This window comes from Pseudoalteromonas sp. BZK2 (assembly GCF_014349195.1).
Lineage (GTDB): Bacteria > Pseudomonadota > Gammaproteobacteria > Enterobacterales > Alteromonadaceae > Pseudoalteromonas > Pseudoalteromonas simplex.
In genome coordinates this window covers 11640-31565 of the sequence record NZ_JACSOG010000042.1, presented here as the reverse complement: position 1 = coordinate 31565, position 19926 = coordinate 11640, and the positions used below count along the sequence as shown (strand labels likewise).

General features: G+C 43.4%; 13 protein-coding genes and 1 tRNA gene. 1 reads left to right on the top strand and 13 read right to left on the bottom strand.

The features are described 5' to 3' along the window. The 13 genes from BIZ38_RS19035 to BIZ38_RS18975 form a co-directional block, all read right to left on the bottom strand. Positions 1-99 (bottom strand): GTP-binding protein (locus tag BIZ38_RS19035; RefSeq protein ID WP_238322767.1); only part of this gene is annotated, 99 nt, incomplete at its 3' end. A gap of 60 nt (positions 100-159) precedes the next feature. After that, a complete protein-coding gene (fusA, locus tag BIZ38_RS19030) occupies positions 160-2274 on the bottom strand; it encodes an elongation factor G (protein WP_054554835.1) in 2115 nt (704 codons plus the stop codon). A 27-nt stretch (positions 2275-2301) separates the two neighbouring features. Next, entirely contained in the window at positions 2302-2772 is a 471-nt protein-coding gene (rpsG, locus tag BIZ38_RS19025) for a 30S ribosomal protein S7 (RefSeq protein WP_054554834.1), read from the bottom strand. A gap of 97 nt (positions 2773-2869) precedes the next feature. Continuing rightward, a complete protein-coding gene (rpsL, locus tag BIZ38_RS19020; RefSeq protein WP_002958885.1) occupies positions 2870-3244 on the bottom strand; it encodes a 30S ribosomal protein S12 in 375 nt (124 codons plus the stop codon). A 193-nt stretch (positions 3245-3437) separates the two neighbouring features. Then, positions 3438-7610, bottom strand: coding sequence for a DNA-directed RNA polymerase subunit beta' (rpoC, locus tag BIZ38_RS19015; protein WP_054554832.1), 4173 nt, complete (start codon positions 7608-7610; stop codon positions 3438-3440). Positions 7611-7707: 97 nt separating this feature from the next. Next, positions 7708-11733 (bottom strand): DNA-directed RNA polymerase subunit beta, encoded by a 4026-nt coding sequence (rpoB, locus tag BIZ38_RS19010; protein WP_054554831.1) that lies wholly within the window; start codon positions 11731-11733, stop codon positions 7708-7710. A gap of 272 nt (positions 11734-12005) precedes the next feature. Continuing rightward, positions 12006-12368 carry a 50S ribosomal protein L7/L12 gene (gene rplL, locus BIZ38_RS19005; RefSeq protein WP_054554830.1) on the bottom strand — a complete coding sequence of 121 codons (363 nt, stop codon included), beginning with the start codon at positions 12366-12368 and terminating at the stop codon, positions 12006-12008. Positions 12369-12449: 81 nt separating this feature from the next. Continuing rightward, positions 12450-12944 (bottom strand): 50S ribosomal protein L10, encoded by a 495-nt coding sequence (gene rplJ, locus BIZ38_RS19000; RefSeq protein ID WP_054554829.1) that lies wholly within the window; start codon positions 12942-12944, stop codon positions 12450-12452. A gap of 319 nt (positions 12945-13263) precedes the next feature. Next, positions 13264-13968: a 50S ribosomal protein L1 gene (gene rplA, locus BIZ38_RS18995; RefSeq protein WP_054554828.1), complete on the bottom strand. Its 705-nt coding sequence runs from the start codon at positions 13966-13968 to the stop codon at positions 13264-13266. A gap of 4 nt (positions 13969-13972) precedes the next feature. After that, positions 13973-14401, bottom strand: coding sequence for a 50S ribosomal protein L11 (rplK, locus tag BIZ38_RS18990; protein ID WP_054554827.1), 429 nt, complete (start codon positions 14399-14401; stop codon positions 13973-13975). A 214-nt stretch (positions 14402-14615) separates the two neighbouring features. Continuing rightward, positions 14616-15173, bottom strand: a complete 558-nt coding sequence (gene nusG / locus BIZ38_RS18985) for a transcription termination/antitermination protein NusG (protein ID WP_054554826.1) — start codon at positions 15171-15173, stop codon at positions 14616-14618. A gap of 4 nt (positions 15174-15177) precedes the next feature. After that, positions 15178-15555: a preprotein translocase subunit SecE gene (secE, locus tag BIZ38_RS18980; RefSeq protein WP_036971579.1), complete on the bottom strand. Its 378-nt coding sequence runs from the start codon at positions 15553-15555 to the stop codon at positions 15178-15180. Between the two features lie 132 nt (positions 15556-15687). Further along, a tRNA-Trp gene (locus tag BIZ38_RS18975) sits at positions 15688-15764 on the bottom strand. A 216-nt stretch (positions 15765-15980) separates the two neighbouring features. Between BIZ38_RS18975 and BIZ38_RS18970 the strand changes: the two genes are divergently transcribed. Beyond that, positions 15981-19865: a hybrid sensor histidine kinase/response regulator transcription factor gene (locus BIZ38_RS18970; protein WP_222938081.1), complete on the top strand. Its 3885-nt coding sequence runs from the start codon at positions 15981-15983 to the stop codon at positions 19863-19865. Positions 19866-19926 lie beyond the last annotated feature (61 nt).

The window sequence follows — 19926 nt, the reverse complement described above, 5'->3', positions numbered from 1 at the left end:
AGTGATTGCTGCTGTTAGAGTTGTTTTACCGTGGTCAACGTGGCCGATTGTACCAACGTTTACGTGCGGTTTTACGCGTTCAAACTTTTCTTTTGCCATCTTAAAAAATTCCTATAAAGAAATTAACGCCTGACCCACTATTGGGCCAGACAAGCTAAATCATATAACAGCGCGAGCTGCAATTATTGCATCTGCAACGTTTTTAGCGGCTTCTGCATACTTCAAAAACTCCATAGAGTAAGATGCACGGCCTTGTGTTGCAGATCGCAGATCAGTTGCATAACCAAACATTTCAGAAAGTGGTACTTGCGCATTAATTTGCTTAAGACCACCGAATGCTTCTTCCATGCCTTCGATCATGCCGCGGCGACGGTTTAAGTCACCAACTACATCACCCATGTTTTCTTCAGGAGTGATAACTTCAACCTTCATTACTGGTTCTAGAAGAGCTGGGTTTGCTTCAAGCGCACCTTTCTTCATCGCCATTGAACCTGCAATCTTAAATGCCATTTCATTCGAGTCTACATCATGGAATGAACCATCATATAGAGTCGCTTTAACGCCAAGTAATGGGTAGCCAGCAAGCACACCTTGAGCCATTTGCTCTTGGATGCCTTTGTCTACCGCAGGGATGTATTCTTTAGGAACTGAGCCACCAACGATTTCGTTAACGAATTCGTAAGTTGGCGCATCATCTTCCGAAATATCCATCGGTTCAAGTTTAAGCCAGACGTGACCATATTGACCACGACCACCTGATTGACGTACGAACTTCCCTTCAACTTCAACAGCTGAACGGATAGCTTCACGGTATGCTACCTGCGGCTTACCAACGTTACATTCAACACTGAATTCACGTTTCATACGGTCGACAATGATATCAAGGTGAAGTTCACCCATGCCAGAAATAATAGTCTGGCCTGATTCTTCGTCAGTTTGTACTCTGAAAGATGGATCTTCTGCCGCTAGTTTACCTAACGCGATACCCATCTTATCTTGGTCAGCGACTGTGCGAGGCTCAACCGCAACAGAGATAACTGGCTCTGGGAACTCCATACGCTCAAGCGTAATGATTGAGTTCGGATCACACAGTGTCTCACCTGTTGTTACGTCTTTAAGACCAATAGCCGCTGCGATGTCGCCTGCGTAGACTACTTTGATCTCTTCACGTGAGTTTGAATGCATCTGAACGATACGACCAAGTCGCTCACGCTTACTTTTAACTGGATTGTATACCGCATCACCCTGTTTAACAGTACCAGAGTAAACACGGAAGAAGGTCAAGGTGCCAACGAACGGGTCTGTCGCAATCTTAAAAGCAAGTGCGGCAAACGGTGCGTTGTCATCAGCAGGACGTTCTTCCTCAGTACCATCTTCAACGATACCTTGGATTTGTTTCACTTGTGTTGGCGCAGGCATATATTCGATAACAGCATCAAGCACAGCTTGAACACCCTTATTCTTAAATGCACTACCACACGTCATTGGAACAATTTCGTTTGCTAATGTGCGCTGACGTAAAGCTGCTTTAATTTCAGCTTCGGTCAGGTCTTCACCTTCTAGATATTTGTCCATTAGTTCTTCTGATGCTTCAGCAGCGCTCTCAACCATGTGAGAACGCCATTCTTCTGCAAGCTCCAGAAGCTCTGCCGGAATGGCCTCATAAGAGAAAGTCATGCCTTGATCTTCGGCATTCCAGTTAATGGCTTTCATCTTAATAAGGTCAATAACACCTTTAAAGTCGTCTTCAGCACCAATTGGTAGCTGAATTGGAACAGGCGTTGCTCCAAGACGAGATTTCACCTGGTCCACAACTGTTAAGAAGTCAGCGCCAGTGCGATCCATTTTGTTTACGAAGATCATGCGAGGAACTTCGTATTTGTTCGCCTGACGCCAAACTGTCTCAGTTTGCGGCTGTACACCAGATGAAGCACAAAGAACAACTACCGCACCATCGAGTACGCGTAAAGAACGCTCTACTTCGATAGTGAAATCTACGTGTCCTGGCGTATCAATGATATTGATGCGATGGTCGTCAAATTGAGCGTCCATCCCTTTCCAGAAACACGTTGTTGCAGCAGAAGTGATTGTGATACCACGCTCTTGTTCCTGCTCCATCCAATCCATAGTTGCAGCACCATCATGTACTTCACCGATCTTATGAGAAAGACCCGTGTAGAACAGAACACGTTCTGTTGTGGTGGTTTTACCTGCATCTACGTGAGCGCAAATACCGATATTGCGATAGCGCTCAAGTGGAGTTGTACGTGCCATATGATCCTCTTAAAGGTTAAGGGCAGATTACCAACGGTAATGAGCGAATGCTTTATTCGCTTCAGCCATACGGTGAACGTCTTCACGTTTCTTAACCGCAGTGCCTTTGTTGTCAGCAGCGTCAACGATTTCTTGAGCTAAACGTAAGCCCATAGATTTTTCGCCACGCTTACGTGCAGCGTCTACTAACCAACGCATACCTAATGCGTTGCGACGTACTGGACGTACTTCAACTGGTACTTGGTACGTTGAACCACCAACACGGCGAGATTTAACCTCTACCTGTGGGCGAACGTTTTCAAGTGCAGCTTCAAAGATTTCAAGGTGCGACTTGCCTGATTTCTCAGCAGCCACGTCTAACGCACCATAAACGATTTTTTCAGCAGTAGATTTCTTGCCGTCTAACATTACTACGTTAACGAATTTAGCAAGAAGTTCCGATCCGAACTTAGGATCTGGAAGAATTTTACGTTGACCTATTACGCGTCTTCTAGGCATTTTGTATCTCCGGTATCTTCAGGTTTGCTCTTTTAGAGTCAATACCCAAAACAATTAATTTAAAAATTTAGTGCTTGGCCTTACTAACGGAGAACCATTAGCCCTTAGGGCGTTTAGCACCGTATTTAGAACGAGCTTGACGACGGTCGCTAACGCCTGCACAGTCAAGTGCACCACGTACAGTGTGGAAACGCACACCTGGTAAGTCTTTAACACGACCACCACGGATTAGGATTACACTGTGCTCTTGTAAGTTGTGGCCTTCACCACCAATGTAAGATGTTACTTCGAAACCGTTAGTTAAACGAACACGCGCTACTTTACGTAATGCAGAGTTTGGTTTCTTAGGTGTAGTTGTATATACACGAGTACATACACCACGCTTTTGCGGACAAGCTTTAAGTGCAGCTGAGTTACTTTTAGTAACTTTGCTACGACGTGGCTTACGCACTAGCTGGTTAATAGTTGCCATTTAAATAGCTCCTGAAATTAAAATTACTACTGAAAAAATAAAAAAATCCGCCCTGTTTACATGCTCGTTACAAAACGTGCAGGCAAATGGGTGGCGGAATTTTAATGAGCAAAGTTTAACCTGTCAACCTTAACTCATCGTAAGGCAGAAGATAACTGCCTTACGATTTCTTAATCTATTGATTAAGCTGAGATTATTGGTTTCCAGAGATATCTGCGTTTAGTGCGTCAGTAAGTGCTTGAGTTGCCTCTTCAGCGCTTACTGTTTGCTCTTCAACGATTTCACCTTGCTTGCGACGGTTTAAACGGTCTTGGTGATACGCAAAGCCTGTACCAGCTGGGATCAGACGACCCACGATTACGTTTTCTTTCAGACCACGAAGCTCATCGCTCTTACCATTTACAGCGGCTTCAGTTAGGACACGAGTTGTCTCCTGGAACGATGCTGCAGAAATGAAAGATTCTGTTGCAAGTGACGCTTTAGTGATACCCATTAACTGGATTTCAAACTTCGCTGGGATCTTGCCTTGTTTCTCAAGTTCACGGTTAGAAATATTAACGCGTGCTACTTCAACTTGTTCACCGGCTAAGAACTCAGTGTCACCGCCGTCAAGGATGATACATTTACGTAGCATCTGACGAATAATTGTCTCAATGTGCTTGTCATTGATCTTAACGCCTTGCAAGCGGTAAACCTCTTGCACTTCGTTAACGATGTAGTTAGCTACATGAGTTACACCACGTAGGCGTAAGATGTCATGTGGTGACTCAGGACCATCGGCGATAACCTCACCTTTAGACACTTGCTCACCTTCGAACACGTTAAGCTGACGCCATTTAGGGATCATCTCTTCGTATGCGTCACCCTCAGCAGGAGTGATTACAAGACGCTTCTTACCTTTAGTTTCTTTACCGAAGCTGATTGTACCTGTGATTTCTGCAAGGATTGCAGGATCTTTCGGCTTACGTGCTTCGAATAAGTCAGCTACGCGAGGTAGACCACCCGTGATATCACGAGTCTTCGAACCTTCTTGCGGAATACGTGCTAGTACGTCACCTGGGTTTGCAGTTGCACCGTCTGTTACTTCAATCGTTGTGAATGAAGGAAGACGTGTTTCTTGCAGACCACGCTCATCACTTTCGATGATTAGTTTAGGTTCTTTCGCATTCGCTTTACCTAAGTCTTTAACAACCACACGTGTTAAACCAGTTAACTCGTCTGTTTGTGCTTCGGTATTTGAGTCATCAATGTCGCTGAATGAGATTTTTGACTTGTGCTCAAGAACGATTGGGTGACTATGCGGGTCCCAAGTAGCAACGATGTCGTTACCTTGAACTTCTGCATTATCTTGTACTGCTAACACCGCACCGTAAGGTACTTTATAACGCTCTTTCTCACGACCAAAGCTATCGATGATAGTGATCTCTGTTGAACGAGACGTGATAACAATCTTACCGTCTGTGTTTAATACGTACTTCGCATTGTGTAACTTCAATGTACCGTTAGTTTTAACTTGTACACTGTTTTCAGCAGACGCTCGAGATGCCGCACCACCGATGTGGAAGGTACGCATCGTAAGCTGTGTACCCGGCTCACCGATTGATTGTGCCGCGATAACACCTACTGACTCACCTGGGTTGATGATGTGGCCACGCGCAAGGTCACGACCGTAACACTTAGCACATACACCAAAGTCATTATCACAAGTGATTACTGAACGAACGCGTACTTCATCCACTGAGTGCTCTTCTAAAAGGTCACACAGTTTTTCGTCAAGCATAACGTTACGCTCAACAAGTACTTCGTTAGTATTTGGAATTAATACATCTTCAGCAACAACACGACCTAGTACACGTTCACGAAGTGCTTCTACAACGTCACCACCTTCGATAAGCGGTTTCATTGTTAAGCCATCTTCTGTGCCACAGTCGTCTTCGTTGATTACTAAGTCTTGTGCAACGTCTACTAGACGACGCGTTAAGTAACCCGAGTTTGCTGTTTTAAGTGCTGTATCGGCAAGACCTTTACGCGCACCGTGCGTTGAGATGAAGTACTGTAGTACGTTTAGACCTTCACGGAAGTTCGCCGTGATTGGTGTCTCGATGATTGAACCATCTGGACGTGCCATTAGACCACGCATACCCGCTAACTGACGGATCTGAGCGGCGCTACCACGTGCACCTGAGTCTGCCATCATAAACACTGAGTTAAATGAAGATTGCTCTTCTTCTTCGCCTTTCGCGTTGATTACAGTGTCTTTTGATAAGTTCGCCATCATCTCACGTGATAAGTTTTCATTTACACGTGACCAGATATCGATAACTTTGTTGTACTTTTCACCAGCCGTTACAAGACCTGATTGGAATTGTTGGTTGATTTCAGTTACTTCAGCTTCCGCTGATTCAATGATTTCTGCTTTAACCGGTGGGATAACTAAGTCATCGATACCGATTGAAACACCTGACTTCATTGCGTAGTGGAAACCTGTGTACATTACTTGGTCAGCAAAGATAACGGTATCTTTAAGACCTAGACGACGGTAACACTCGTTTAATAAGCCAGAAATTTGTTTCTTACCTAGGGCTTGGTTGATTAACTCAAACGGCATGCCTTTAGGTAGGATTAGTGAAAGAATTGCACGACCTACTGTTGTTTCAACAATAGATACTTGCTCAACTGCTTCACCTTCTTCATTGTCAACTGTTTCGCTAATACGTACTTTTACGCGCGCATGTAGCTCAGCATTACCACTGCGGTATGCTTTTTCAGCTTCTTTAGGATCTTTAAATACAGTACCTTCGCCTTTCGCATTGATACGATCACGAGTCATGTAGTAAAGACCTAATACAACGTCCTGTGAAGGAACGATGATTGGCTCACCATTCGCTGGAGATAGGATGTTGTTTGTAGACATCATTAGAGCACGTGCTTCTAACTGTGCTTCAAGCGTTAACGGTACGTGTACCGCCATTTGGTCACCATCGAAGTCAGCGTTGTACGCCGCACAAACTAATGGGTGTAAATGGATCGCTTTACCTTCGATAAGCACAGGTTCGAACGCTTGGATACCCAAACGGTGAAGTGTTGGTGCACGGTTAAGTAATACTGGATGTTCACGAATTACTTCATCTAATACATCCCATACTTCTGCCACTTCACGCTCAACCATCTTCTTAGCTGCTTTGATAGTCGTAGCCATGCCGCGACGCTCTAGTTTGCCGTAGATAAATGGTTTGAATAGCTCAAGTGCCATCTTCTTAGGAAGACCACACTGGTGTAGTTTAAGCGTAGGACCTACTGTGATTACAGAACGGCCAGAGTAATCTACACGTTTACCAAGTAAGTTCTGACGGAAACGACCTTGCTTACCTTTGATCATATCAGCAAGCGATTTAAGAGGACGTTTGTTAGAACCTGTGATCGCACGACCGCGACGACCGTTATCAAGTAGCGCATCTACCGCTTCTTGTAACATACGTTTTTCGTTGCGTACGATAATGTCTGGTGCTGCTAGATCTAATAAACGCTTAAGACGGTTATTACGGTTAATAACACGACGGTAAAGGTCATTCAGATCAGAAGTCGCAAAACGACCACCGTCTAGTGGTACTAATGGACGTAGATCAGGCGGAAGTACTGGAAGTACTGTCATGATCATCCACTCAGGGTTGTTACCTGATTGGTGGAAAGATTCCATTAATTTAAGACGTTTAGTGATCTTCTTACGCTTAGTTTCAGAGTTAATTGTTGGTAACTCTTCACGCATTTCAGCAATTAATTGGCCAAGATCAAGTTCACGAAGCAAGTCTAATACTGCTTCTGCACCCATCTTCGCTTCAAACTCATCACCGTGCTCTTCAAGTGCATCTAGGTACTCTTCTTCACCTAAAAGCTGACCACGCTCAAGCGTTGTCATACCAGGCTCAGTTACTACGAATGATTCGAAGTAAAGTACGCGCTCGATGTCACGAAGTGTCATGTCTAGCATTAAGCCAATACGTGACGGTAATGATTTTAAGAACCAAATGTGCGCAACTGGGCTCGCAAGCTCAATGTGACCCATACGGTCACGACGCACTTTAGTTAGCGTTACTTCAACGCCACACTTTTCACAAATAACACCACGGTGCTTAAGGCGCTTATATTTACCACATAAACACTCATAATCTTTCACTGGGCCGAAAATACGGGCACAGAATAAGCCGTCGCGCTCAGGCTTGAAAGTACGGTAGTTGATTGTCTCAGGTTTCTTTACTTCACCGTATGACCATGAACGAACCATATCTGGCGAAGCAAGACCAATGCGAATTGCATCGAATTCTTCGGTCTTATTTTGTTGCTTCAGAAACTTAAGTAAGTCTTTCACCTTAGCTCTCCTGTCGGAGGTTAATCTTGAGGGCGAACCAATCGCCCCTACATTCTATTCGGCCTAACAGGTGCGGCTTACGCCGCACCTAAATGGCTTAATTTTCTTCCAACTCGATGTTGATACCCAGTGAGCGGATTTCTTTCAACAATACGTTGAACGATTCTGGCATACCTGGTTCCATCTTATGGTTACCATCTACGATGTTCTTATACATCTTAGTACGACCGTTCACGTCATCCGATTTCACTGTTAGCATTTCTTGTAGAGTATATGCAGCACCGTAAGCTTCTAGTGCCCACACCTCCATCTCACCGAAACGCTGGCCACCGAACTGAGCTTTACCACCCAGCGGCTGCTGAGTAACAAGGCTGTAAGAACCAGTTGAACGTGCGTGCATCTTGTCATCAACCAAGTGGTTAAGTTTCAGCATGTACATGTAACCAACAGTTACTTGACGTTCGAACTGATCGCCAGTACGGCCATCATAAAGTGTAACTTGACCGCTTCTTGGATAACCACCAAGCTCTAGTAAGTCTTTGATTTCGCTTTCACGAGCACCATCAAAGGCTGGAGTTGCGATCGGTAAACCACCTTTCAAGTTATCAGCTAAGCGACGAACTTCATCATCAGAGAACGAGTCGATATCAACTTTCTGACGACAATCACCTAATTCGTAAACTTTCTTAACGAAGCTACGGATTTCGTGCAGTTCACGCTGCTCTTTCATCATTTCTTCTAAACGCTCACCCACACCACGTGCAGCAAGACCCATGTGTGTTTCTAGGATCTGACCGATGTTCATACGTGATGGTACACCTAGCGGGTTCAGAACGATGTCTACCGTACGACCTTTGTCATCGTATGGCATATCTTCTACTGGTACGATAGTCGAGATAACACCTTTGTTACCGTGACGACCCGCCATCTTATCACCTGGTTGGATACGACGTTTAACAGCTAGGTATACTTTAACAATCTTAAGTACGCCTGGTGCTAAGTCATCACCTTGAGTGATCTTACGACGTTTGTTTTCAAACTTCTTATCGTATTCAGCTTTAAGCTCATCGTACTGGGCAGCTAGTTGCTCAAGTTCAGCTTGCTTGTCTTCTTCAGCAAGGCTTTGAGTAAGCAGCTTTTCAGCATTTAGTGATGCAATTGAATCTGCGTTCAGACCTGCGTCAACAAGTAACTTACGAGCACGGTCTAATACACCTGCTTCTAAGATACGGAACTCTTCGTTGAAGTCTTTCTTCGCTTCGCGAAGCTGCATGTCTTCAACTTCTAACGCACGCTTATCTTTTTCAACACCGTCACGGGTGAAAACTTGTACGTCGATTACAGTACCAGTTACAGAGTTTGGTACGCGTAAAGAGCTGTCTTTAACGTCTGACGCTTTCTCACCGAAGATAGCACGTAGTAGCTTTTCTTCTGGTGTTAATTGCGTTTCGCCTTTCGGAGTCACTTTACCTACTAGGATATCGCCGCCTTTAACTTCAGCACCGATATAAACAACGCCTGATTCATCAAGCTTGCCTAGTGCAGACTCACCTACGTTAGGGATATCTGCTGTGATCTCTTCAGGACCTAATTTAGTATCACGTGCGATACATTGTAGTTCTTGAATGTGGATAGTCGTTAGACGATCTTCTTGAACTACACGCTCAGATAGTAGGATTGAATCCTCGAAGTTATAACCGTTCCATGGCATGAATGCCACGCGAAGGTTTTGACCAAGTGCTAAGTCACCTAAGTCAGTCGAAGGACCATCTGCTAATACGTCACCACGTGTTACCGGCTCACCAACCATACAAGTTGGTTTTTGGTTAATACATGTATTTTGGTTTGAGCGAGTGTATTTAGTAAGGTTGTAAATATCGATGCCCGCTTCACCTGGAATACGCTCATCTTCATGTACATTTACAACGATGCGGCTTGCATCCGCATACATTACTTCACCACCACGCTTAGCAACGATAGTTACACCAGAATCTTTCGCTAGTGTCAGCTCGATACCTGTACCTACCAGCGGTTTGTCCGCGATAAGTGTTGGTACGGCTTGACGTTGCATGTTTGAACCCATCAATGCACGGTTAGCATCATCGTGTTCTAGGAACGGGATAAGTGCTGCCGCTACAGAGATCACCTGTTGTGGTGATACGTCCATATATTGTTGGTCCATTTTGCCCATAAAGGTTGATTCACCTTTGTGACGACATGGAATTAGTTCATCAACAAACTCATTGTTTTCGTTCAAGTTTGAGTTCGCCTGAGCGATAACAAACTGACCTTCTTCAATGGCTGATAAGTAATCTACTTCATCAGTAACTACACCGTTTACCACTTTACGGTAAGGTGTTTCTAAGAAACCATAGTCATTAGTACGTGCGTACGTAGACAATGAGTTAATTAGACCGATGTTTGGACCCTCAGGCGTTTCGATTGGACATACACGACCATAGTGAGTTACGTGAACGTCTCGAACCTCGAAGCCAGCGCGTTCACGTGTTAAACCACCCGGGCCTAATGCAGAAATACGACGCTTGTGCGTTACTTCTGAAAGCGGGTTATTTTGGTCCATGAACTGTGATAACTGAGATGAACCAAAGAACTCTTTAACCGCAGCCGAAATAGGCTTAGCGTTAATAAGATCTTGTGGCATTACAGCGTCAAGGTCACCTAAGCTTAAACGCTCACGTACAGCACGCTCAACACGTACTAGACCAACGCGGAATTGGTTCTCAGCCATTTCGCCAACACTACGGATACGACGGTTGCCTAAGTGGTCGATATCATCAACATCGCCAACACCGTTACGAATAGCGATAAGCACTTTCATAACAGCTACGATGTCTTCTTTCGATAATGTGCCAGGGCCAGTATCTGAGTCATAACCTACACGGCTATTGAACTTCATACGACCAACTGTTGATAAATCGTAACGCTCGTCAGAGAAGAACAAGTTATCAAATAAGGCTTCAGCCGCGTCTTTCGTCGGTGGCTCGCCTGGGCGCATCATGCGATAAATTTCTACTAATGCTTCTAAACGGTTGCTTGTTGTGTCGATACGTAATGTATCTGACATGTAGGCGCCGCTGTCCACTTCGTTGATATATAGTGTATCAATCTTAGTGTGGCCTGCTTTAACCAATTCAGCCATTAGCTCAAGTGATAGCTCGTCATTCGCGTTTGCGATGATCTCACCCGTTGACTCATCAACATAGTTTTTAGCTACAACACGACCAATGATGTACTCATGCGGTACTTCTAATTGGTTAATACCTTTTTTCTCGATGTTCTTGATGTGACGCGCAGTAATACGACGACCCGCTTCAACAAGGACTTCACCGTCTTCGCCTTTGATATCAAAAGCGGCAGTTTCACCACGTAAGCGTGAAGGAACAAGTTCCATAAGAACTTTACCGTCAGCAACTTCAAACGCAGTTGTATCGAAGAATATCTCTAGGATTTCATCCGTTGAGTACTCAAGTGCACGTAGGATGATTGACGCCGGTAATTTACGACGACGGTCAATACGTACATAAAGGTTATCTTTTGCATCAAACTCGAAGTCTAACCATGAACCACGGTAAGGAATTACACGCGCGTTATAAAGTACTTTACCTGACGAGTGAGTTTTACCGCGGTCGTTATCAAAGAATACACCAGGGCTACGGTGTAGCTGAGAAACGATAACACGCTCTGTACCATTGATAACAAAGGTACCGGTATCAGTCATGAGCGGAATTTCGCCCATGTAAACTTCTTGCTCTTTAATGTCTTTAACTGTGCCTGGTGCTTCTTTGTCCATCACCACAAGACGCAATTTTACGCGAAGTGGAGCAGAATAAGTCACACCGCGAATTTGACATTCTTTTACATCGAATACTGGCTCACCAATACGATAACTTACGTATTGAAGCTCAGAATTTCCCGAGTAGCTTTTGATAGGAAACACAGAACGGAAAGCAGCTTCCAAACCGTGATCGCCATCAGCGTCAGGGACTAAGAATTTTTTAAACGATTCTAACTGCGTCGACAGTAAGAAAGGTATATCCAAAACTTGTGGACGTTTACCAAAATCCTTACGGATACGTTTCTTTTCAGAATAAGAGTAAGCCATGGGGTTCCTCAGCTTGCTGATCTTTGACCCGACCTGTTCTTGTAAGAACAGACTTAACTGGCATCTAAGCCAAGATGTACAACATTAAATTGTTGTTCTATTTTGCTCTGACACTTTCAACACCAAAATAGGTAACAACTTGAAAGTAAAGAGAAAATTAGATTTTATTTGCGTTACAGGATTGCATCGCTCTATAGCGCAAAAAGGCCGGTGATTAAATAATCACCAGCCCTTGCCTGATTACTCAGGCAGCGAACCTAGCGTAAGCTAGATTACTTAACCTCAACTTCAGCACCAGCTTCAGTAAGGTCTTTTGCAAGTGCTTCAGCTTCTTCTTTAGATACACCTTCTTTGATAGGTGCAGGAGCAGCTTCAACAAGTGCTTTAGCTTCTTTAAGGCCAAGACCAGTAGCACCACGTACAGCTTTGATAGCTGCAACCTTGTTAGCGCCAGCGCCAGTAAGGATTACGTCGAACTCAGTCTTTTCTTCAGCTGCTTCAGCAGCAGGACCAGCAACAACAGCAGCAGCTGCAGTTACGCCGAATTTTTCTTCCATTGCTTCAACTAGAGCAACAACGTCCATTACTGACATTTCAGCAATAGCATCAAGGATTTGGTCTTTAGTTACAGACATTACAAATTTCCTAATTATTACGGACTAAATATAGCCCAAAAAAAATATTACACCGAAAGTGAACAAAAAAACAGCTTAAAATTAAGCAGCTTGCTCTTCTTTCTGTACACGTACTGCTTCAATTGTTTTACACAATTTACCTGCAGACGCTTCTTTCATAGCGCTCATTAAGCGTGCAACAGCTTCGTCGTAAGTAGGTAGAGTTGCTAGCATAGCTGCGTCTACTACGTTACCTTCAAATGCAGCCGTCTTAACTTCGAATTTCTCGTTCTTCTTCGCGAAATCTTTGAAGATACGCGCAGCAGCACCTGGGTGCTCTGAAGAGAAAGCGATTAAGCTTGGACCTACAAGTGAGTCAGAAAGGCACTCAAAATCTGTACCTTCAACAGCACGTTTAGCTAAAGTGTTACGAACAACTTTCATCCATACACCAGCTTCACGAGCTTCTTTACGAAGGGCAGTGATAGCACCAACTGTTACACCACGAGAATCTGCAACAACTGCAGAAAGAGCACCAGTGGCTGCTTCGTTGACTTCAGCAACAATTGCTTTTTTGCCTTGAAGATTTAAAGCCATGGGTGTTACTCCTGGTTTAATGGGTTGCCGAAATTGGCTTCCCTGTTCTACTCTTCCCCATCTAAGATGGAGATGCTTTTTACGGCGAGAGCCAGAAGATTAGGAAAAATCTATCTGGGGATTCACACCGTCTACGTAGGTAAAATATTAAGGCCGAAGCCGCCTACGGTCTTGGACGGAAGTCCAATTTATCGTTTTTACCCGAAGGCATTACGAAATTATGGACTTCAACCCGAATTCTTTACTTGTTTCGAAATTAACTTTCTCAACAAAATGGCGCAAAATTATAGTTCAAATTTCGCGCCATGTAAACTCTTAATTAAGCAACAACTGTGCTTAGAGAGTTTTGGTCAACAGCAACACCTGCGCCCATTGTTGTAGAGATAGTTACTTTCTTCACGTAAGTACCTTTTGCTTGAGAAGGTTTAGCCTTCTTAAGCGCAACAATAAGAGCTTCAAGGTTTTGTTGAAGTTGCTCAGCAGTGAAATCAACCTTACCGATAGTAGTATGGATGATACCGTTCTTGTCGTTACGGTAACGAACTTGACCTGCTTTCGCGTTTTTAACTGCTTCTGCAACGTTAGGCGTTACAGTACCAGTTTTAGGGTTTGGCATTAGACCACGTGGACCTAAGATTTGACCTAGTTGACCAACAACACGCATAGCGTCTGGAGATGCAACAACAACGTCAAAGTTCATCTCGCCTTTCTTAACTAGATCAGCAAGATCTTCCATGCCCACTAATTCAGCACCAGCTTCTTTCGCAGCATCTGCGTTAGCGCCTTGTGTGAATACAGCAACACGAACTTCACGACCAGTACCGTTAGGTAGTACAGTTGCACCACGTACGTTTTGGTCAGATTTACGAGCATCGATACCAAGGTTAACAGCAACGTCAACACTTTCTACGAATTTAGCTGTCGCTAACTCTTTTAAAAGAGCAACTGCTTCGTTGATTTCGTAATCTTTAGTTACATCCACTTTTTCGCGGATAGTACGCATACGTTTAGTTAATTTTGCCATTATCTTAGTCCTCTACGTTCAAGCCCATCGCACGCGCAGAACCTGCGATAGTGCGAACTGCAGCGTCCATATCAGCCGCTGTAAGGTCAGGTCGTTTTGTCTCAACGATTTCTTCAAGTTGAGCACGAGTTACTGTACCCACTTTTTCAGTGTTAGGACGGCCAGAACCTGATTTGATGCCTGCAGCTTTCTTAAGTAAGTAAGCAGCCGGTGGAGTTTTCATGTCGAACGTGAAAGAACGGTCACCGTAAACAGAGATCACTACAGGAACTGGAGCGCCTTTTTCGATAGATTCTGTACGTGCGTTGAACGCTTTACAGAATTCCATGATGTTTACACCGTGTTGACCTAGTGCTGGACCTACTGGAGGACTAGGGTTAGCCATACCAGCGGCAACTTGTAGCTTGATAATAGCTTCAACTTTTTTAGCCATAATAAATACCTCATTTGGTGGGTCATAGCCTTGTGCGCGCGAGGACGCGTACTCTAACGGCTTCCCAGTTTAAAAATTGGTTCTCACTTTTTAGTGATAAAACAAGTTGTAACTTGCCCTAACACAAAAAGGCCGCTGATTATAAGTTAATCAGCGGCCTTTTTCAAGCTTATTGCCAAAATATTAAACGATTTTGGCAGCTTTAATTTTTTACTTACTTGTCTTGCTCAACTTGGCCAAATTCAAGGTCAACAGGTGTCGAACGACCGAAGATAAGAACAGACACTTTCACGCGGCTCTTCTCGTAATCAACTTCTTCAACAACACCGCTGAAGTCAGCAAATGGACCATCGATAACACGAACAACTTCGCCTGGCTCGAATAATGTAGCTGGCTTAGGTGCTTCAGAGTTCTCTTGAAGACGGTTTAAGATGCGGTCAGCTTCTTTTTGGCTAATTGGTGCTGGACGATCAGACGTACCACCAATGAAGCCCATAACACGTGCAGTGCTGTTCACTAGGTGCCAGCTTGCATCGTTCATGTCCATTTGAACTAGTACGTAACCTGGGAAGAATTTACGCTCAGACTTACGCTTTTGGCCAGCGCGCATCTCAACAACTTCTTCAGTTGGTACTAATACTTCACCAAAACTATCTTCCAAACCTTCGATCTTGATGTGCTCAAGAATAGTTTGTGCTACACGCTTCTCGTAACCAGAGAAAGCTTGTACTACGTACCAACGTAGTTTCTTTTCGTTCTTCTCATCCGACATGGGATTAGATCTCCAATCCAGTTAAAAAGCCTACTGCGCGGAATAAAATGCCATCTAATCCCCAAAGGATAAGCGCCATAATCACAGTTGCAACCATTACAATTAATGTCGTATGTGTTGTTTCTTGGCGAGTTGGCCACACAACTTTACGTACTTCGATACGTGCTTCTTTTGCAAACGCAAGAAAAGTACGACCTTTTTCAGTTAGTGAGGCAATGCCTAAACCAGCTGCAACAGCAACCACTACACCAATAGCACGTAATAATACAGATTGGTCTGCATACATGTGGTTACCAACGACTGCGCCTGCTAGTAGCGCAATTGCTACAATCCACTTTACTGAATCCATCGCACTTGATGGTGTTTCTACATTCGTGCTCATAATATTTTTACCTTAACTACAGACACAACAACCCTGCGCTCTGGCAGGGTTAATCCATTAAAATCTAAACTTAAAAACTGACTTGTTTAAACCGATTTTTAATTTCAGACTTAGCACACATTGTGTAAAAAGTGGCAGGGGCGGAGAGATTCGAACTCCCAACCGTCGGTTTTGGAGACCGCTGTTCTACCAATTGGAACTACGCCCCTGCAAAGTGGATGCCTATTATACTTACGCAATTCATTAACACAAGAGTAAAAGATACCCATTAGTTAAAATCTCATCAGTTCGTTTAAAAATCAATATTAACATTGATTAAAAAGCAGTTTATCATAAACCCATTACAGGAACATAAAACAACATGGATCAGTGTGCTGCTATTAAAATCCCCTTTTAATATTGTATTGTTATGCCTCATTTTGTTGATGGCTAATCAGAGTAGTGCCCGTTCTTTACACCTTAGCACTTTTAATAGTCAGCAGGGCCTGAGCCAAAATTCAATCACTTGCAGCATCACTGACCAACAAGGTTTTTTATGGTTTGCCACACAAGGTGGCTTAAATCGCTTTGATGGTTATGAATTTAAGCGTTTTAAAGCTAACAGCGATGATAAAAGCATTTCAGGGAATTGGATCACCGGTTGTGTCAAAGACAGTAAAAACCAGCTATGGTTTTCGACTGCAAGCAAAGGGCTTAATAGACTCAACCCTAAAACCGGTCTGTTTGAGGTGTTTTCTACACACCATAATGAAAGCCTAAGTGAAGATAAAATTTGGTCTATGGCGTTAGCTAAAGACGATGTTATGTGGCTTGGCCACGAACACGGTAAATTAACCCGTTTTGATGTATCAAATAATAGCTTTACACACTTTCACTATGAATCAGCGCAGCCACTGGTTCGAGACATTGTTATTACCGATGAACTAATTTGGCTTGCCACAGATAAAGGGCTTATTTCATTTAACTCAAGCACTGAGCAATTTACTCAGCATGCTCAGATTTCCGTGCCGCTCTGGCATCTCAAATTGCTTAATGACGAAAAGCTGCTTATTGGCGCTAAAAAAGGTCTTCATATATTAAATTTAGCAACGCAAAGTAGTGAAAAAATCGAACAGTTTAATGGAATCTGGGTAACAGACAGCCTGATTGACCAACAGCAAAACCTTTGGCTTACAAGCTACGGGCAAGGTCTATACCTTTTACCTGCAGGTGCTGACTTACAAGAGCGATTCACTCAACATCGTCATGACAAACAAAACCACAATGGCTTAAGCAGCGACTATTTGCTTTCTCTTTATCAAGACTCGCAAGGTATTATTTGGCTGGGCACAGACGGCTATGGTGTGCACCGCTATGATCCTAAGCAGCAACAGTTCTCTCATCAATTAAAAACCTCTCAAGCAAATTCGTTAAGTCATAACTTTGTCCGTTCAATAGTTAAAAGAGCCAATGGTGAGGTCTGGGTTGGTACCCGTGATGGACTCAATCGCAAAACAACCTCTGGTTATCAGCACTTTAAAGACGCCCTAACCAATAACAATATATTTGCCCTACACGAAGACGCTAACCAGCAGTTGTGGATAGGTACGTACGGAGGTGGCTTAATAAAGTATCAAGACAGCCTTGATGAGTTTACAGCTTTCACCATGCAAAGCCACCAGTTAGCCAGTGACCGTGTTTACGCAATTACCAGCGACAAAACAGGTGCGCTTTGGCTTGGTAGTAACCAAGGCCTAACCCGTTTCGAGCCTGCCTCTGCCAAAGTAACTCACTATAAGCACAGTGATACGCAAAATAGCCTTGCCAACAACACCGTATTTACTTTGGCTTATGATAATAAAGAGCATGCACTGTGGATTGGTACCCGAGCAGGACTCAATAAACTCGATATATCAACAGAGCAATTTAGTTTATTAGATGAACAAAGCTCTGGTGAGACAGGGCTTAGCCACAATATGGTTACCTCTTTATTACTCAGTGAAGACAGCATTTGGGTTGGCACCATGCAAGGCTTGAATCAAGTCAACAAGCATACCCTCACAGTGAAACAGATTACTGAACAACAAGGTTTAGCTAATGACAACATTTTTGACATTCTTGCCGATAAACAAGACATGCTTTGGCTTGCAACCAATGGCGGACTCACTCGTTATAACCCCAGCACGCAGCAAATGCAGCAGTTTCTACCAGAAGACGGCATTCAGCATCAATCATTTATATTAGGTGCGAGCTTTCAAGCTGACGATGGCGAGTTATTTTTTGGTGGTATTAATGGCTACAATCATTTTTACCCTGAGCAACTAACCTTATCGCACACACCCCCTACGCCAGTGTTAACTGAGTTATTACTTAATAACCAAACAATTAAAAGTAATCATTTTGATAAGCAAACCAATACCCTTGCTAGTGCAACTCAGACATTCTCGTTTGCAAAATCAGCGGGGGTTATCGGCTTTAAATTTAGTGCATTAAAAAATGGTGCGACTCCAAAACATTATCAATATGGCTACAAGCTAGCTGGCTTTGATGAGCAATTTTTATATACCGATGCATCCCTTAGACAAATTAACTATCCACAGCTGCCTGCTGGTCACTACCAGTTATTGCTAAAAGCAAAAGATCAATATGGTCAATGGAGTGACAGTACACAGCTGTTAGAACTTACTGTTGTGCCTCCTTGGTGGCAAACTAAACTAGCCTACTGTATTTACTTTGTGTTTGCTTTAGCACTGACTTGGCTTGTGTTAAATGCCTTGTACAAGCGCAAACTAGCAGAGCAAGAGAAGCAAACCGAAATTGAGCTAAACAAATTAAAAGACCAGTTTTTAGATAACATTAGCCACGAACTCAAAACACCACTTAGCTTAATACTCGCTCCGATCAGTCAATTGCAGCGAAGCAATGCCGATCCAAAAGCTCAAACGCAACTAGCCAGTATTAAACGAAACTGCCAACGCTTACTAGAGCTAATCAATCAACTTTTACAATTGAGTCAACGCCCAAGCACGGCAATTTACACTGTCAGCCCCTATTCTATTACGCCATTTTTAACAGATTTAGTAGCGGATTTCAGGCCTCTGTATGAGCAAAAACAGCTGCAATTTAGCTTAACTGACACCACCACTAAAGCACTTAAGATTAACCTTGCTCCTGAACATGCTCACTCGATTTTTAGTAATCTGATAAGCAACGCTCTTAAGTACACCCCTGCAGGTGGCACAGTCGATATTCACCTTAGTGAAGTACAACAAGCGTTAAAGTTTAAAATTACTGATACCGGTGTGGGTATTGCCAGTGAGCATCAGCAGTCGATTTTTCAGCGCTTTACTCGCTTAACATCGTCAGAAGCAGGTAGTGGTATTGGCCTGAGCTTAGTAAAACAACTCGTTGAACAATACGGTGGTTCTATTAGTGTAAGCAGTAAAATCGCTGAAGGTAGCTGCTTTACTGTGTCATTACCTATGATTGAAAGTGCTGATAATCAAGCAAGTAGCGCTATGCAAGTTCATACCTCACAACCAACACTGCTGATTGTTGAAGATAATGAGGAAATGGCAGAGCTACTCCTTTCTTTATTTAATAAAGAGTTTAACTGCATTTGTGCAACTGATGGTCAGCAAGCTCTCGACCTTTGCCAGTCAAACTTACCTGAGCTCATTATTAGTGATGTGATGATGCCAAATATGGATGGTTATCAACTACTAGCAGCCCTTCGAGCAAATCCGGCCACCAGCCACATTCCGGTATTATTACTTTCAGCTAAAGCAGATACCCACAGCCGCTTAAAAGGGCTGGATTTATTAGCTGATGACTTTTTAAGTAAGCCTTTTGAACCTACTCTACTAGTAAGTAGAGTAAAAGGCCTGCTTAATCTGAGACAAATTTTAAACCAGCACCTAACAGCACAACTGGCAGCTCCTCTGAATAGCGATACAGCCGCTGTAACAGTACAAAATAAAGATTATTCCTTCACTGAAAAGCTTAAGCAGACAGTACAAGCACACTACCAAGATGAAAGCTTCTCGGTTGAGCAGCTAGCCTCTGCGTTATGTTTAAGCTCTCGAGCTCTGCAACTAAAAATGAAAGCCTTGTACTCACAAACACCTTCTGATTATTTGCGCAATACTCGCTTAGAGTTTGCAAAAAAACAGCTAATCGATAGCGCGTTAGCAATTGGTCAAGTCGCAGAGCAAGCAGGTTTTAGTTCACAAAGCTATTTTGCCCGAAGCTTTAAGAGCTATGTTGGCTTATCACCAAAACAGTATCGAGAAAAACATCAAAAACATGCCGAATTTCGCGTCAGTGAATAAAGTTTTCGCCTGAGTGCTATTAATAAAACACTGATTTTTATAGCTTATCCATACAAACGTC

What these genes read in the sequence shown, in the direction of transcription:
- rplL (WP_054554830.1), bottom strand. Translation starts at nt 12,368, where the DNA reads ATGTCTGTAACTAAAGACCAAATCCTTGATGCTATTGCTGAAATGTCA.
- rplA (WP_054554828.1), bottom strand. Translation starts at nt 13,968, where the DNA reads ATGGCAAAATTAACTAAACGTATGCGTACTATCCGCGAAAAAGTGGAT.
- rpsG (WP_054554834.1), bottom strand. Translation starts at nt 2,772, where the DNA reads ATGCCTAGAAGACGCGTAATAGGTCAACGTAAAATTCTTCCAGATCCT.
- nusG (WP_054554826.1), bottom strand. Translation starts at nt 15,173, where the DNA reads ATGTCGGATGAGAAGAACGAAAAGAAACTACGTTGGTACGTAGTACAA.
- BIZ38_RS18970 (WP_222938081.1), top strand. Translation starts at nt 15,981, where the DNA reads ATGGCTAATCAGAGTAGTGCCCGTTCTTTACACCTTAGCACTTTTAAT.
- rpsL (WP_002958885.1), bottom strand. Translation starts at nt 3,244, where the DNA reads ATGGCAACTATTAACCAGCTAGTGCGTAAGCCACGTCGTAGCAAAGTT.
- fusA (WP_054554835.1), bottom strand. Translation starts at nt 2,274, where the DNA reads ATGGCACGTACAACTCCACTTGAGCGCTATCGCAATATCGGTATTTGC.
- rplJ (WP_054554829.1), bottom strand. Translation starts at nt 12,944, where the DNA reads ATGGCTTTAAATCTTCAAGGCAAAAAAGCAATTGTTGCTGAAGTCAAC.
- secE (WP_036971579.1), bottom strand. Translation starts at nt 15,555, where the DNA reads ATGAGCACGAATGTAGAAACACCATCAAGTGCGATGGATTCAGTAAAG.
- rpoB (WP_054554831.1), bottom strand. Translation starts at nt 11,733, where the DNA reads ATGGCTTACTCTTATTCTGAAAAGAAACGTATCCGTAAGGATTTTGGT.
- rplK (WP_054554827.1), bottom strand. Translation starts at nt 14,401, where the DNA reads ATGGCTAAAAAAGTTGAAGCTATTATCAAGCTACAAGTTGCCGCTGGT.